Source organism: Bradyrhizobium vignae (genome assembly GCF_900324035.1).
GTDB classification, from domain to species: Bacteria; Pseudomonadota; Alphaproteobacteria; order Rhizobiales; family Xanthobacteraceae; genus Bradyrhizobium; species Bradyrhizobium vignae.
Window position 1 is genome coordinate 3,983,773 of the sequence record NZ_LS398110.1, and the last position, 12,779, is coordinate 3,996,551.

Sequence of the window (12,779 nt, forward strand, 5' to 3'; positions counted from 1 at the left end):
CGATGTTGTATTTCACGCGGTGGAAGGCGCTGGGGATTATCCTGACGGCGCTGATCGTGTGCCTCTGCGCGGTCCCCAACTTCTTCCCCGAGGCACAGGTCAAGACCTGGCCCGCCTGGGCGCAGCGTCGGCTCGTCCTCGGCCTCGACCTCCAGGGCGGCTCCTATCTGCTGCTCGAGGTCGATTCCAGCTACGTGAAGAAGGAGCGGCTCGACCAAATCCGCGACGACGTTCGCCGGACGTTGCGCGATGCCAAGATCGGCTTCACCGGCGGCGTCACGGTGCGCAACGACGCGGTCGAGGTTCGCATCACCAAGGAAGCCGATGCGCAGGCCGCACTCGCCAAGCTGCGGGAGCTGTCCCAGCCGCTGGGCGGCCTGATGGGATCCAGCGGTCAGCGCGACCTGGAGGTGGCTGATGCCGGCGGCGGCGTGATCCGCCTGTCCATCCCGCAGGCCGCGATGCTCGACCGCATGCGCAAGACCATCGAGCAGTCGATCCAGATCGTCGAACGCCGCGTCAACGAGCTCGGCACCGTCGAGCCCGTGATCCAGCGCCAGGGCAACGACCGCATCCTGGTGCAGGTCCCCGGCCTCCAGGACCCGACGCGCCTGAAGGAGCTGCTGGGCAAGACCGCGAAGATGGAATTCCGCATGGTCGACACCTCCGTGCCGCCTGATCAGGCGCAAGCGGGCAGGTTGCCGCCGGAATCCGAGCTGCTGATGAGCGCATCGCCGCCGCCGACGCCCTACGTGGTCAAGAAGCAGGTGCTGGTCGCTGGCGGTGACCTGACCGACGCCCAGGCGAGCTTCGACCAGCGCACGGGCGAACCGGTCGTCAGCTTCAAGTTCAACACCTCGGGCGCCCGCAAGTTCTCGCAGGCCACGACTGAGAACGTCGGACTGCCCTTCGCCATCGTGCTCGACAACAAGGTGATCTCGGCGCCCGTGATCCGCGAGCCGATCACCGGCGGCCAAGGCCAGATCTCCGGTAACTTCACCGTGCAATCGGCCAACGATCTCGCAATTCTCCTGCGCGCCGGCGCGCTGCCGGCGCCGCTCACGGTGGTCGAGGAACGCACCGTCGGTCCGGGCCTCGGCCAGGACTCGATCGAGAAGGGCGAGCTCGCCGCCTATGTCGGTTCGATCCTCGTCATCGTGTTCATGCTCGTAACCTATCGGCTGTTCGGGGTGTTCGCGAACATCGCGGTGGCCATCAACGTCGCCATGATCTTCGGCCTGTTGTCGCTGCTCAACGCCACGCTGACGCTGCCCGGCATCGCCGGCATCGTGCTCACCGTCGGCATCGCGGTCGACTCCAACGTGCTGATCTATGAGCGCATCCGCGAGGAGCTGCGCGGCGGACGCAACGCGATCTCGGCGATCGATGCCGGCTTCAAGCGCGCGCTCGCGACCATCCTCGATTCCAACATCACCACCTTCATTGCCGCCGCGGTGCTGTTCTACATCGGCACCGGCCCGGTGCGCGGCTTCGCCGTGACGCTCGGCATCGGCATCATCACCACGGTGTTCACCGCGTTCACGCTGACCCGGCTGATCGTGGCATGGTGGGTGCGGTGGCGGCGGCCGCAGAGCGTGCCGATCTAGGAGCCAAGACCGTGAATCACTACATTCTCATCGGGCTTGGCATCTTGATTGCCGTCCTCACCGTGGTCGCCGCGCTTGGCGTGCTACCGTCGCTGCGCATCGTCCCCGATGATACGCATTTCGACTTCACGCGCTTCCGCCGCATCAGCTTCCCGATCTCGGCGGCGCTGTCGATCGTCGCGATCACGCTGTTCTTCACCCATGGCCTGAACCTCGGTATCGACTTCAAGGGCGGCACGCTGTTGGAGGTGAAGGCGAGGTCAGGCACCGCCGACATCGCGGCGATGCGCACCAAGCTCGATGCCCTGGGTCTCGGCGAAATTCAGTTGCAGCAGTTCGGCGGCCCCGACAACGTGCTGATCCGCGTTGCGGAACAGCCGGGTGGCGACGCCGCACAGCAGGCGGCCCTGCAGAAGCTTCGAGGCGCGCTCGGCGACAGCGTCGACATTCAGCGCACCGAGGTGCTCGGTCCGCGTGTCGCTGGTGAGCTCCTGGCCTACGGCATGCTCGGCCTGATGCTCGCCATCGTTGGCATCCTGATCTATCTCTGGTTCCGTTTCGAATGGCAGTTCGCGCTCGGCGCGATGATCGCCAACGTGCACGACATCGTGCTGACGATCGGCTTCATGTCGATCAGCCAGGTCGATTTCGACCTGACCAGCATAGCCGCGCTCCTGACGATCCTCGGCTATTCGCTCAACGACACCGTCGTCATCTATGACCGTATCCGCGAAATGCTGCGGCGCTACAAGAAGATGCCGATGCCGCAGCTGCTCAACGAGTCCATCAACTCGACGCTGTCGCGCTCGATCATCACTCACTTCACAGTGACGCTGGCGCTGCTCGCTCTGCTGCTGTTCGGCGGCCACGCGATCCACAGCTTCACCGCGGTGATGATGTTCGGCGTGGTGCTGGTCGGCACCTACACCTCGATCTTCATTGCGGCGCCGATCCTGATCTATCTCGGCGTCGGCGAGCATCGCGAGGATGCGCCCGATTCCGCTACGCCGGCGAAGAAAAGCAAGGCATGATCCGAACCTCATGCCCTCGCAGGAGTTTGCGGGGGCAGTAAGCCCATTCGGACGAAGCTCATGGCCGGCGATCCCAACGCTCCGCATTTCCCGCGCTCGGCGCCGATCGATGCCTATGGCAAGGGCGGCTTCGCCTTTGCCGGCATGTCGCATCGAGGATCGCTGCTGTGCCTGCCCGATGCGATCTGGGCCTGGGATGTGACGGACCCCCAGAAGATCGATCGCTACTCGCTGGATCGGGTGTTCGCAGCCGCCAACAGCATCGACACGCTGCTCGTCGGCACCGGAACCGGGCTCTGGCTGCCCCCGCCGGAGCTCCGCCAGGCGCTCAAGGCGGTGAGGGTGGTGTTGGACACGATGCAGACCGGCCCGGCCGTGCGCACCTACAACATCATGATCGGCGAACGGCGGCGCGTCGCAGCCGCGCTGATCGCCGTGCCATGAGCCGCGCTGCGCCGCCGCCCGACTCCGTTGCCTTCTGCGCCGATCTCGTGCGTAGCCATGACTTTCCGCGCTATGCCGCGACCCTGTTCGCGCCTGCCGCCGAGCGCCGCGCGTTGTTGGCGCTCTATGCCTTCAATGTCGAGATCGTGCGCGTCCGCGACCAGGTGAGCCAGCCATTGCCCGGCGAAATCCGCCTGCAATGGTGGACCGACATGCTGTCGGGCCATGTCCATGGCAGCGCTGAGGGCAATCCCGTGGCGGCCGAGCTGCTGCGCGCGATCCGCGATTTCGACCTGCCCGTCGAGCCGCTGTCGTTGCTTGCCGACGAGCACCAGTTCGATCTCTACAATGACCCGATGCCGACCATGGCCGCGCTGGAGGGGTATCTGGCGGCGACGTCATCGGCGCTGTTCGATCTCGCTGCCCGGATCATGGGACCACGATCGGAGGCGGTCGAGCATCTCGCTCGTCATGCCGGACTGGCGCAGGGCCTCGTGCAGGTCATAGCCAATTTGCCGCGCGATGCCGCGCACCGGCAGCTGTTCTTGCCGCAACAGGTGCTCGAGAGGCACAATTGCAGCATGCAGGATGTCTTCGCCGGCAAGGAGACACCCAGTCTCCACGCGGTGCTGGAGCAGCTTGCGGCTGAAGCCCGGCAGCATATGACGGCGTCGTCGTCGCTGCTGGCGCAGGTGGCGCCGTCCGTGCGGCCGGCGTTTCTACCGCTGAGCCAGGCGCAGGCCGATCTCAAGCGCCTCTCGCGTCCGGGACGAAACCCGTTTACGCTGCAGCCGTCGTCGCGGCTGCGCACGCTCTGGACACTGTGGCGCGCCTCGCGATCACGTGAATTTACCAAATAGAGGCTGGCTTATCGCCTGGGCCGGCGAAATGCTCTATGCTGTCCCATGGCTGACTTGTCCCAAACCACGTCCTCCGAAGTCAGCGGCCTTTCGGTCGCACCGGAAGACATTCGCGCTGCCGCCGAGACCATCCAGGGCGCCGTCGTCGAGACGCCCTGCAACTACAGCCGCACGCTGAGCAGCATCTGCGGCTGCGACATCTGGCTCAAATTCGAGAACCTCCAGTTCACCTCCTCGTTCAAGGAGCGCGGCGCTCTCAACCGGCTGACCGCGCTGACGCCGGAAGAGCGCGCGCGGGGCGTGATCGCAATGTCCGCGGGCAATCACGCGCAGGGCGTCGCCTACCACGCCAAGCGGATCGGCATTCCCGCCACCATCGTGATGCCTATCGGCACGCCGATGGTGAAGATCGAGAACACCAGGCATCACGGCGCCGAGGTGGTGGTCACGGGCGCGACGCTGGAAGAGGCGGCCGCCTTTGCGCGCAGCCATGGTGAAGCGCACGGCATGATCTTCGTCCATCCCTATGACGATCCGCTCGTGATCGCGGGGCAGGGCACGATCGGGCTGGAAATGCTCAAGGCGGTCCCGGAGCTCGATACGCTGGTCGTCCCGATCGGCGGCGGCGGGTTGATCAGCGGCATTGCCATTGCCGCGAAATCGATCAAACCGTCGCTGCGGATATTGGGCGTCGAGGCCTGGCTCTATCCCTCGATGTACAACGCCATCCATGACGGCAATCTGCCGGCGCGCGGCGATACGCTCGCCGAGGGCATTGCGGTGAAATCGCCGGGCAAGATCACCACCGAGATCGTCCGCCGCCTTGTCGACGACATTGCGCTCGTTAGCGAAGCGGAGCTTGAGCGCGCGGTCGCGACCCTGATCTCGATCGAGAAGACTGTTGTCGAGGGCGCCGGCGCCGCCGGCCTTGCCGCGCTGATGTCCGATCCGTCCCGCTTTGTCGGCCAGAAGGTCGGCCTGGTGCTGAGCGGAGGCAATATCGACACGCGGCTGATCGCCTCCGTCCTCACCCGCGAGCTGGCGCGCGAGGGGCGGTTGACGCAACTGTCGCTCGATATTCCCGATCGGCCCGGGCAGTTGGCCGCCGTGGCGGCGCTGCTGGCCGAGGCGGGTGCGAACATCATCGAGGTCTCGCATCAGCGGACCTTTTCCGACCTGCCGGCCAAGGCGACGCTGCTGCAGCTCGTCATCGAGACCCGTGATGCCGCCCATCTCGATGAGGTGATGGCCCGGCTCAGCGCATCCGGACTGAGCGCGCGCTGCGCTTGAGCGCAACGCGAGGCCGAGCCGAGCGCTACTCGGGAAGGCCCGCAACGCGGAGCGCGTCGCCCAGCGAGGAGGCCAGCGCCGGCGCGCAGTTGACGCCCTGAAATTGACGGCCGTAGCGGAAGGTCGGGTGTAGCTCCAGCACCCGCGCGGCCGCTGCCTTCGCCTCCTGCAATCGTCCCAGCTTTGCCAGCGCTGCGGCCAATTGCACATAGGTGATGCTGTGGCGAGGATTGGCCTGAACCGAGCGGTAAGCGGCGCGGCACGCTTCCTCATATCGGCCGCGGTGGAAGTGCCCGAGCGCCTGGGCGTCGAATGCGGCGAAAGCCCAGGAATCGAACGGGCTGAGCCGCAGGCCTTGCTCGCTCCATTCGATGGCGCGGTCGGAATCTCCGCCCCAGCCGAGCACGACACTTCCGAGAATGTAGGTCAGCGCCGATGATGGGCTGATGGCGAGCGCGGCCTCGAACGCGGTGAATGCCGCGGAGCGATCGTGCCCGTCCATGCCGACCGAAAAGCCCGCGAGCGTGAGCGCAAGTGCGTCGTCCTGGCCGTGGACGATGGCCGAGCGCGCGTGGCGGATCGAAGCCTCGCGATTGGCTTCCTGCAGACCGGCCCGGAGAAACAAGCAGTGATGGCACATTGCTTCATTGCCGTGCGCGAGCGCATACGCAGGCTCGAGCGCGATCGCACGCTCAAGCAACACGAGGGCCTGGGTGACCTGGGCGGGCATGCCGGAGTCAACGTCCGGCTGGGCGCGCAGGACGAGATCATAGGCATCCAGGCTGTCCGGCCGCTTGCGCTTGACCCTGTTGATCTCGGCACGCCGCAGGCTGGGCGCGATGGCACCGACGGTCGACAATGCAATGTCATCCTGGAGGGCGAAGACGTCTTCGGACCGGCGGTCAAATCGCTCGGCCCATACGTGCATTCCGCTCGCCGCATCGATCAACTGGCCGGTGATGCGGACCAGCGTGCCTGTCCTGCGGACGCTGCCTTCCAGGACGTAGCGTACACCAAGCTCGCGGCCGACCTGCTTCACGTCCACCGCACGGCCCTTGTAGGCGAATGTGGAATTCCGCGCGATCACGAACAGCCAGTTGATGCGTGACAACCCGGTGATGATGTCGTCGACCATTCCGTCGGCGAAATAATCCTGCTCCGCATCGCCGCTTAGGTTCGTGAAAGGCAGCACCGCGATCGACGGCCTGTCGGGCAGTGTCAGCGGCGGCGCTTGCGGCGCTGCCTGTGCGCGATCCGGATCGGACGTCGTCACGGTGGGGCCGACATAGCGATAGCCGCGGCGCGGCAACGTTTCGATCCAATGTGCATCGCCGGAGATGTCAGCCAGCGTGCGCCGCACCGCCGCGATCTGGACCGTCAGATTGCTGTCCTCAATGGCCTGGCCGGGCCAGGCCGCCTCGATCAAGGCATCTTTCGAAACTGGCGCGCCAGCCTGCCGGACGAGGAGGGCGAGGAGCAGCACGGCCCGCCGGCCGAGTCCCGTCGGCTCAGCCCCGTGGAACAGGATTCCCGCCTCGGCATCGAGCCGAAAGGGACCAAATTCAAGGATCGCGGCCATCGCCGAAGAAGGGCACATTTCGCAGGTTTTTTGCAACGTTTTCCGATCGGCTTCACCACTTTCGGGCTGGCCTGGATCACTATCGCGGCTGCAACAAGCGATGGAGGGGTACATGACCGTGAAACACGTGATCCGCAGGCCAGGCGAGTCCGAAGGGGTTGTGCTGCGCGGCAAACCCATGGGCTTCCTGGTGACCGGCGAGGACACCAGGCACACGAGTATGTTCGACTGGACGATTCCGGCCGGATTTGCCACCGGCCGGCACGTGCATCGTGTTCAGGAAGAGACCTTCTACATGCTCGAAGGCGAGTGTGAATGGCACGTTGGGGATGAGGTTGTCCGGGCAACCCCCGGGACCTTTCTCTTCATTCCTTCGGGCGTGGCTCACAACATCACCAACGTGAGCGAGAAGCCCGCGCGTGTGCTCATGACCGTCTCCCCGCCGGGACACGAGCATTATTTCGAGGAACTGGCCAAGTTGACGGCGAGTGGGCCGCCGGATGCGAGAGCCATCAGCGCCTTGCGCGCCCGCTTTGATACCGACCAACTCTCGGCATTGACGACAAGAGCTTGATGTCAGGGCGGCGCGATCGTGGCCGACGTCACGTCGGCCGGTCGCGCCGGCTCCTTTTGCTATCGTGACGTCAGGTCCGCCAGATGCGCGACCAGCCGATCGACCTCGGCCTCCGTGTTGTAATAATGCGGTGACGCCCGCACGAGATGCGGCAGCGAGCGAAGCTCAGCATCGATGCGCGTGCTCGACGGATCCGAAGCGCCGATCGTGATGCCGGCTGTAGCGGAACTTGCGACAATGTCGTCCGCCCCGTGCCCGGCCATCGTGAAGCTGACGATCGCACCCGGCGAACGCCCAAGGTCGCGAATGGTGATGCCGGGAAGGGCCGCAAGGCCGCGGCGCAGGCGGCCCGCGAGCAGCCGGCAGCGCTCCTCGATGGCATCCATGCCGATGTCCAGCGCATAATCGATGGCAGCGCCGAGCCCAAGCCGGGCCGCGTAATTGTTCTCCCAGGTCTCGAAACGGCGCGCATCGTCGCGGAGCCGATATTCATCGCGCGAGACCCAGGGCGCTGCGAAATGGTCGATCATCGGCGGTTCGAGCCGTTGCAGCAGCGCACGGCGGACGTAGAGAAAGCCCGTGCCGCGCGGGCCGCGCAGGAATTTGCGCCCCGTCGCCGACAGCATGTCACAGCCGACGGCTTCGACGTCGACCGCCATCTGTCCGACCGCCTGGCATGCGTCGAGCAGATAGGGAATGCCGTGCGCCCGCGCGATCTTGCCGATTGCCGCGGCGGGATTGACCAGCCCGCCATTGGTCGGCACCCAGGTGATGGCGATCAGCTTCACGCGCTCGTCGATCATGCGTTCGAGCGCGTGCACGTCGAGCTCGCCGCTGGAATCGCTCGGCACGACGTCGATCGTCACGCCGGTTCGTTTCGCGGCCTGAAGAAAGGCGACATAGTTGGCGGCGTATTCCGCCTCGGCGGTCAGGATGCGGTCGCCCTCGCGGAACGGCAGCGCGTAGAACGCCATCTGCCAGGCAACGGTCGCGTTCTCGACAAGTGCGATCTCATCGGGGGCGGCATTGAGCAGGCGCGCGACCGAGCCGTAGATCGCGTCGAGCCGATCGGATTCACGGTCGGCAGCGGCATAACCGCCGATATCGCTTTCGAGATCGATATGCTGCTTCATCGCCGCGACAACGGGCGCCGGCATCAGGGCCGCACCGGCATTATGCAGGTATACGAGCCGCGAGGCGGCCGGTGTCTCAGCACGTATCCGCTCGATGTCGATCACTTGCGCCTCCGCCTCCTGGACGTTCGTGCATGAACTGGACGTTCGTGCATGAATTTGACACGTCGAAGACTGCGAGCAAGACGGCCCGGTCTCGTTTCAGATGCAGAGGCTGAGCAGCTTGATGTGGCAGTTGCTGGATTTGGGCTTGCTTGCCGGAGCAGCCTCGCGCTTCACGGCAACCAGCGGCTCCTTGTCCTTCTTGCCTTTACCCTTGCCCTTCGGCTCGTAGTCGCCGGCGATTACCATGGCCCAATAGGTGCGCTTGCCGCTGGCATTCTTGGCGCTCGCAAGGCCGACGCGAGAGGCGTTGTGCAGCAACAGGTTCTTGCGGTGCCCGGACGAGTCGATCCACTGACCCAACGTCTTCTCGAAACTGTCATACCCGTAGGCGATGTTCTCGGCGGCGCGCCCCGCGCCCGCCGGTGCGACACGGCGGTTGAACGGACCGAGTGCGTCGTGGCTCAGGTCATCCTTCGCCGCCATCGCGCGGGCCTGATCCATGGCAATGCGGTCGAGCGTGGCATCGCGGACGACGCGGATCTCGCCATGCTTGAGACGGAAGCTCGAGATCAACTCGGCCGGCGAGTCGGCCATCGCGGGCGTGCCTGCCAGCAACAGAAGGCCAGCGATCATCCCGCCAACCACACGATGTATTATCGCTCCCCGAGCGCCCATGATCTTTCCCAACCCAGCCTTGTCCGTACGCTTCTCCATCGCCAATGTGGACGCTTCAAGGCGCAGACCCCGCGCTAGCTCGTCGGCAGGTTCGCCTCGAAATTGAAGCGGTCGCGAAGGTTCTTGCGCTGCTCCAGGATGTCCTTGAGGAAGGCCCGGTCCTGCTCGTTCGTCATCATCGGCTCGATCAGGTCGAGCTGGTTCATGGCGACGAGTTGCAGGACCTCGGTGCGCGGCTTGCCGCTGGTGTTGCGTGGCAGGGCGTGCACGACCTGGATGTGCTCGGGTGGCTTCGGTCCGTTGGCGGCGGCAAGCTCGCTGCGGAGCTGGCCTTCGAGCGCGGCCTGATCGGCTTCGACGAAGGCATAGAGCCCGACGCCGGAGCGCCGGTCGGCAAAGGCGACGATGGCGGCGTCGCGCACGGCAGGATTCCGCAGGATCAGTTCGGCCAGGACCGGCGCGTCGTTGACGAGCCTGCGGCCGCCACCCTCGCGGTCGGTGAAATTGAACAGGCCGCGGGTGACGGCGCGATAGACCTTCTTGCCGGTGGCAAGCCACAGGCTCGCGGCGAACGACTTCTTCGCCAGTATCTTTCGCTCCCGCGGCGTCAGCGCCTCCGGCGCGTAGGAGCGCTTGTGCTTGAGCAGATGCCGCAGGTCTTCATAGGCGAGGATGCGATAGAGCCGGCCGCGGCGGTTAAAGCAAGCTGCAAGCTGGAAGTCGGTCACATAGGCCCTGCCGTCGCGGCCGACCAGCCAGTTCTGCTCCTTGGCGAGATCGTTGTGGCAGATGCCGGCGCGGCGCAGCCGGCGCAGCACGGCTTTGGCCGAGCGGAAATAGGTGAGATCGCCATGCGGCTTGGCCAGATGCAGTGCGACGCCGTCGACGAAGCCGCGCACCAGAGCGCGGCGTCCGGCCCACAGCAGCTCCGGACCGGCGTTGAGGCCTTTGGCGCGCAGCAGCGCATGCTTCTCGCGGGCGAACAGATGGCGTGCCAGCAGGAACGACCACCATGGCACCTCATCGAGCCGGCGCAGCACCGCGTCGATCTCGCCGCTTTCGCTGCGGAAGCGGCCGCGCTCGACGGTCGAGAACACGTCTCGCTTGAGCAGCACACCTTCGGTCCAGCGCGGCGACAGCACTGCGGCGTCGTCTTTGGGGAGGCTCATCGAAAGCTCACGCGGCGGCGGCAATGCGCAGGTGGTCGGCGATCCAGCGATCGAGATCGGCGAGCGCTCGTGCGCTCAGCGCCTGCTTCTTGGCCACCGTCTTCTCGCTGCCGCGCAGCCGCGTGCCGTCGGGCTTCTTCGCCGGCACCGTCGCGAGCGGCGGGAACAGGCCGAAATTGATGTTCATCGGCTGGAACGAGCGCGTGCCCGGCTCGATGGTCTCGATATGGCCGCCGGTGATGTGGCCGAGCAGCGATCCGAGCGCCGTCGTAGCCGGCGGACTGACAAGCGTCTCACCGCGCGCGTCCGCTGCTGCGTAGAGACCGGCGATCAAGCCGACGCTGGCGGACTCCACATAGCCCTCGCAGCCCGTCATCTGCCCGGCGAAGCGCAGCCGCGGCTGCGCGCGCAGGCGCAACTGGCCATCGAGCAGCTTTGGCGAATTCAGGAAGGTGTTGCGATGCAGGCCGCCGAGACGGGCGAACTCCGCCTTCTCCAGTCCGGGAATGGTGCGGAAGATGCGCTGCTGCTCGCCGTATTTCAGCTTCGTCTGGAAGCCGACGATGTTGTAGAGCGTGCCGAGCTTGTTGTCCTGGCGCAGCTGCACGACCGCGTAGGGTTTCGTCGTGGGATCGTGCGGATTGGTGAGGCCGACCGGCTTCATGGGACCGTGGCGCAGCGTCTCGGGGCCGCGCTCCGCCATCACCTCGATCGGCAGGCAGCCGTCGAAATAGGGGGTATTGGTTTCCCATTCCTTGAACTCGGTCTTCTCGCCGGCGATCAGCGCGGCGACGAAGCCGTCATACTGCTCCTTGGTCATCGGGCAGTTGATGTAGTCGGCGCCGTTGCCGCCGGGGCCGACCTTGTCGTAGCGCGACTGGAACCAGGCCACTGACATATCGATGGACTCGCGATGAACGATCGGTGCGATCGCATCGAAGAAGGCCAACGCATTCTCGTCGGTCAATTCGCGGATGGCGTCAGCCAGCGGCGCGGAGGTGAGGGGACCGGTTGCAACGATCACGTTGCTCCAGTCGGCCGGCGGCAGGCCAGCGACCTCGCCACGTGCGATCTCGATCAGGGGATGGTCATTCAGTGCCTCGGTCACGGCCGCCGAGAAGCCGTCGCGATCGACCGCAAGCGCGCCGCCGGCGGGCACCTGGTTGGCGTCCGCCGCGCGCATGATCAACGAGTCGAGCCGGCGCATCTCCGCATGAAGCAAGCCGACAGCGTTGCTGGCAGCATCGTCCGAGCGGAACGAATTGGAGCAGACGAGTTCGGCGAGTCCGTCGGTGCGGTGCGCCTCGGTCATGCGGTCCGGCCGCATCTCGTGCAGCACTACGGGCACACCGGCTTTGGCGACCTGCCAGGCGGCTTCGGAGCCGGCAAGGCCCGCGCCGATCACGTGCACACTACTGGAATGAGGTCCTGTCATGGGCGGACAGGTAGCGCTTTTCGGCGGAGAGTGGAATCGCCGAGATCGAGTTTTCTGCCACCAGATACGACAACGCCCGCACAAGGCGGGCGCTATCGGTCCGTCCGGTGGAGGGCTGAACGGTATCAGCCCTGATACTGACCGGCGGCAACGCGCGGGATGTCCGAGCGATCGAGGCCGATATCGGCCAGTTCGCGATCGCTGAGTTGGGACAGCTCGGCAACATTGCGCTGATAGTCCCGGAAGGCCTGGATCATGCGGATGAGCGAGAGCAGCATTGGTAGTCTCCTGTAGTTCGATTCAGCCTTTGCCTTTAGGCCTCATCGTTGAAATGAATATAGGTGAGTGTGGTGCACTGCGAAAGTTCCGATGTTGCGATGCAGCTAGGCGATAGGTGCATAGCGTCGGCAAGAAATGATTAACCTCTCGGCAGTGTCGCTCATGAGTTCGGCGGATCATGTCGTGCGTTGCAATATAATGCATGTAAATCAATTGCTTATTTCACACATCTCGGCTCCGAAAAACCTTGAGATAAGTTGCTCCCTCTTGATCTGCAACACGATGGGTCAGCTTGTAAGCCCAAGTTTCTCATGCGCGAATCGCATGAACTCATGAAATGAACAAAGATTCTATTGTTCCTGAGGTGGAGTCCGAAATGGCTAGATTAATGGCGAGCCTGGAACTGCGAGCCAAGGCGGATGCGCTGGCCTCTTCGGACTGAGACTGACCGCCCCTTTGATGCGGTGCACACGTCAAGCGGGTGCTCCGATTACGAAGTTGTAATGAAAATCAGAAGTTTCGCATGCGGCTCTGCGCGGCTCGCAACATCACGCAATTCTCGCGGGGAATTTATTGCGGCAAGTTGCCGCAAGCAGAG

At 64.9% G+C, this 12,779-nt stretch carries 12 protein-coding genes; 6 read left to right on the plus strand and 6 right to left on the minus strand.

The genetic code is table 11. The features are described from left to right. Nucleotides 1–2 precede the first annotated feature (2 nt). The 5 genes from secD to BRAD3257_RS19410 are packed head-to-tail and all read left to right on the plus strand — an operon-like array spanning nt 3 to nt 5,232. Nucleotides 3–1,607 (plus strand): protein translocase subunit SecD, encoded by a 1,605-nt coding sequence (gene secD / locus BRAD3257_RS19390; protein WP_122403134.1) that lies wholly within the window; start codon nt 3–5, stop codon nt 1,605–1,607. A gap of 11 nt (nt 1,608–1,618) precedes the next feature. After that, a complete protein-coding gene (gene secF, locus BRAD3257_RS19395) occupies nt 1,619–2,638 on the plus strand; it encodes a protein translocase subunit SecF (protein ID WP_122406656.1) in 1,020 nt (339 codons plus the stop codon). Nucleotides 2,639–2,698: 60 nt separating this feature from the next. Further along, nucleotides 2,699–3,082, plus strand: a complete 384-nt coding sequence (locus BRAD3257_RS19400; protein WP_027576230.1) for an Mth938-like domain-containing protein — start codon at nt 2,699–2,701, stop codon at nt 3,080–3,082. After that, complete coding sequence (locus BRAD3257_RS19405) at nt 3,079–3,942, plus strand: phytoene/squalene synthase family protein (protein ID WP_122403135.1); 864 nt, start codon at nt 3,079–3,081, stop codon at nt 3,940–3,942. The genes BRAD3257_RS19400 and BRAD3257_RS19405 overlap by 4 nt, the downstream gene beginning before the upstream one ends. 45 nt (nt 3,943–3,987) lie before the next feature. Continuing rightward, nucleotides 3,988–5,232, plus strand: a complete 1,245-nt coding sequence (locus BRAD3257_RS19410; protein WP_122403136.1) for a threonine ammonia-lyase — start codon at nt 3,988–3,990, stop codon at nt 5,230–5,232. A gap of 25 nt (nt 5,233–5,257) precedes the next feature. Here BRAD3257_RS19410 and BRAD3257_RS19415 read toward each other — a convergent pair whose 3' ends face one another. Next, nucleotides 5,258–6,811, minus strand: coding sequence for a winged helix-turn-helix domain-containing tetratricopeptide repeat protein (locus BRAD3257_RS19415; RefSeq protein ID WP_122403137.1), 1,554 nt, complete (start codon nt 6,809–6,811; stop codon nt 5,258–5,260). Nucleotides 6,812–6,923: 112 nt separating this feature from the next. Between BRAD3257_RS19415 and BRAD3257_RS19420 the strand changes: the two genes are divergently transcribed. Beyond that, a complete protein-coding gene (locus BRAD3257_RS19420; protein ID WP_122406657.1) occupies nt 6,924–7,385 on the plus strand; it encodes a cupin domain-containing protein in 462 nt (153 codons plus the stop codon). A gap of 59 nt (nt 7,386–7,444) precedes the next feature. On the opposite strand, the gene BRAD3257_RS19425 is transcribed toward BRAD3257_RS19420, so the two are convergent. From BRAD3257_RS19425 to BRAD3257_RS19445, 5 genes are all read right to left on the minus strand, one after another. Beyond that, entirely contained in the window at nt 7,445–8,623 is a 1,179-nt protein-coding gene (locus BRAD3257_RS19425; RefSeq protein ID WP_122403138.1) for an aminotransferase class V-fold PLP-dependent enzyme, read from the minus strand. Between the two features lie 96 nt (nt 8,624–8,719). Then, nucleotides 8,720–9,298 (minus strand): CAP domain-containing protein, encoded by a 579-nt coding sequence (locus BRAD3257_RS19430; protein WP_122406658.1) that lies wholly within the window; start codon nt 9,296–9,298, stop codon nt 8,720–8,722. A gap of 74 nt (nt 9,299–9,372) precedes the next feature. After that, nucleotides 9,373–10,467, minus strand: a complete 1,095-nt coding sequence (locus tag BRAD3257_RS19435; protein ID WP_122406659.1) for an AMP-binding enzyme — start codon at nt 10,465–10,467, stop codon at nt 9,373–9,375. A gap of 7 nt (nt 10,468–10,474) precedes the next feature. Beyond that, nucleotides 10,475–11,902 carry a methylenetetrahydrofolate--tRNA-(uracil(54)-C(5))-methyltransferase (FADH(2)-oxidizing) TrmFO gene (gene trmFO / locus BRAD3257_RS19440; RefSeq protein ID WP_122403139.1) on the minus strand — a complete coding sequence of 476 codons (1,428 nt, stop codon included), beginning with the start codon at nt 11,900–11,902 and terminating at the stop codon, nt 10,475–10,477. 125 nt (nt 11,903–12,027) lie between these two features. Beyond that, nucleotides 12,028–12,180, minus strand: coding sequence for a DUF1127 domain-containing protein (locus tag BRAD3257_RS19445; protein ID WP_007590701.1), 153 nt, complete (start codon nt 12,178–12,180; stop codon nt 12,028–12,030). Between the last annotated feature and the right edge of the window lie 599 nt (nt 12,181–12,779).

Excerpts from the sequence above, each read along its gene's own strand:
- BRAD3257_RS19445 (WP_007590701.1), bottom strand. The coding sequence starts at position 12,180 with ATGCTGCTCTCGCTCATCCGCATGATCCAGGCCTTCCGGGACTATCAG.
- BRAD3257_RS19410 (WP_122403136.1), top strand. The coding sequence starts at position 3,988 with ATGGCTGACTTGTCCCAAACCACGTCCTCCGAAGTCAGCGGCCTTTCG.
- BRAD3257_RS19420 (WP_122406657.1), top strand. The coding sequence starts at position 6,924 with ATGACCGTGAAACACGTGATCCGCAGGCCAGGCGAGTCCGAAGGGGTT.
- BRAD3257_RS19430 (WP_122406658.1), bottom strand. The coding sequence starts at position 9,298 with ATGGGCGCTCGGGGAGCGATAATACATCGTGTGGTTGGCGGGATGATC.
- trmFO (WP_122403139.1), bottom strand. The coding sequence starts at position 11,902 with ATGACAGGACCTCATTCCAGTAGTGTGCACGTGATCGGCGCGGGCCTT.
- secD (WP_122403134.1), top strand. The coding sequence starts at position 3 with ATGTTGTATTTCACGCGGTGGAAGGCGCTGGGGATTATCCTGACGGCG.
- BRAD3257_RS19400 (WP_027576230.1), top strand. The coding sequence starts at position 2,699 with ATGGCCGGCGATCCCAACGCTCCGCATTTCCCGCGCTCGGCGCCGATC.
- BRAD3257_RS19405 (WP_122403135.1), top strand. The coding sequence starts at position 3,079 with ATGAGCCGCGCTGCGCCGCCGCCCGACTCCGTTGCCTTCTGCGCCGAT.
- BRAD3257_RS19435 (WP_122406659.1), bottom strand. The coding sequence starts at position 10,467 with ATGAGCCTCCCCAAAGACGACGCCGCAGTGCTGTCGCCGCGCTGGACC.
- BRAD3257_RS19415 (WP_122403137.1), bottom strand. The coding sequence starts at position 6,811 with ATGGCCGCGATCCTTGAATTTGGTCCCTTTCGGCTCGATGCCGAGGCG.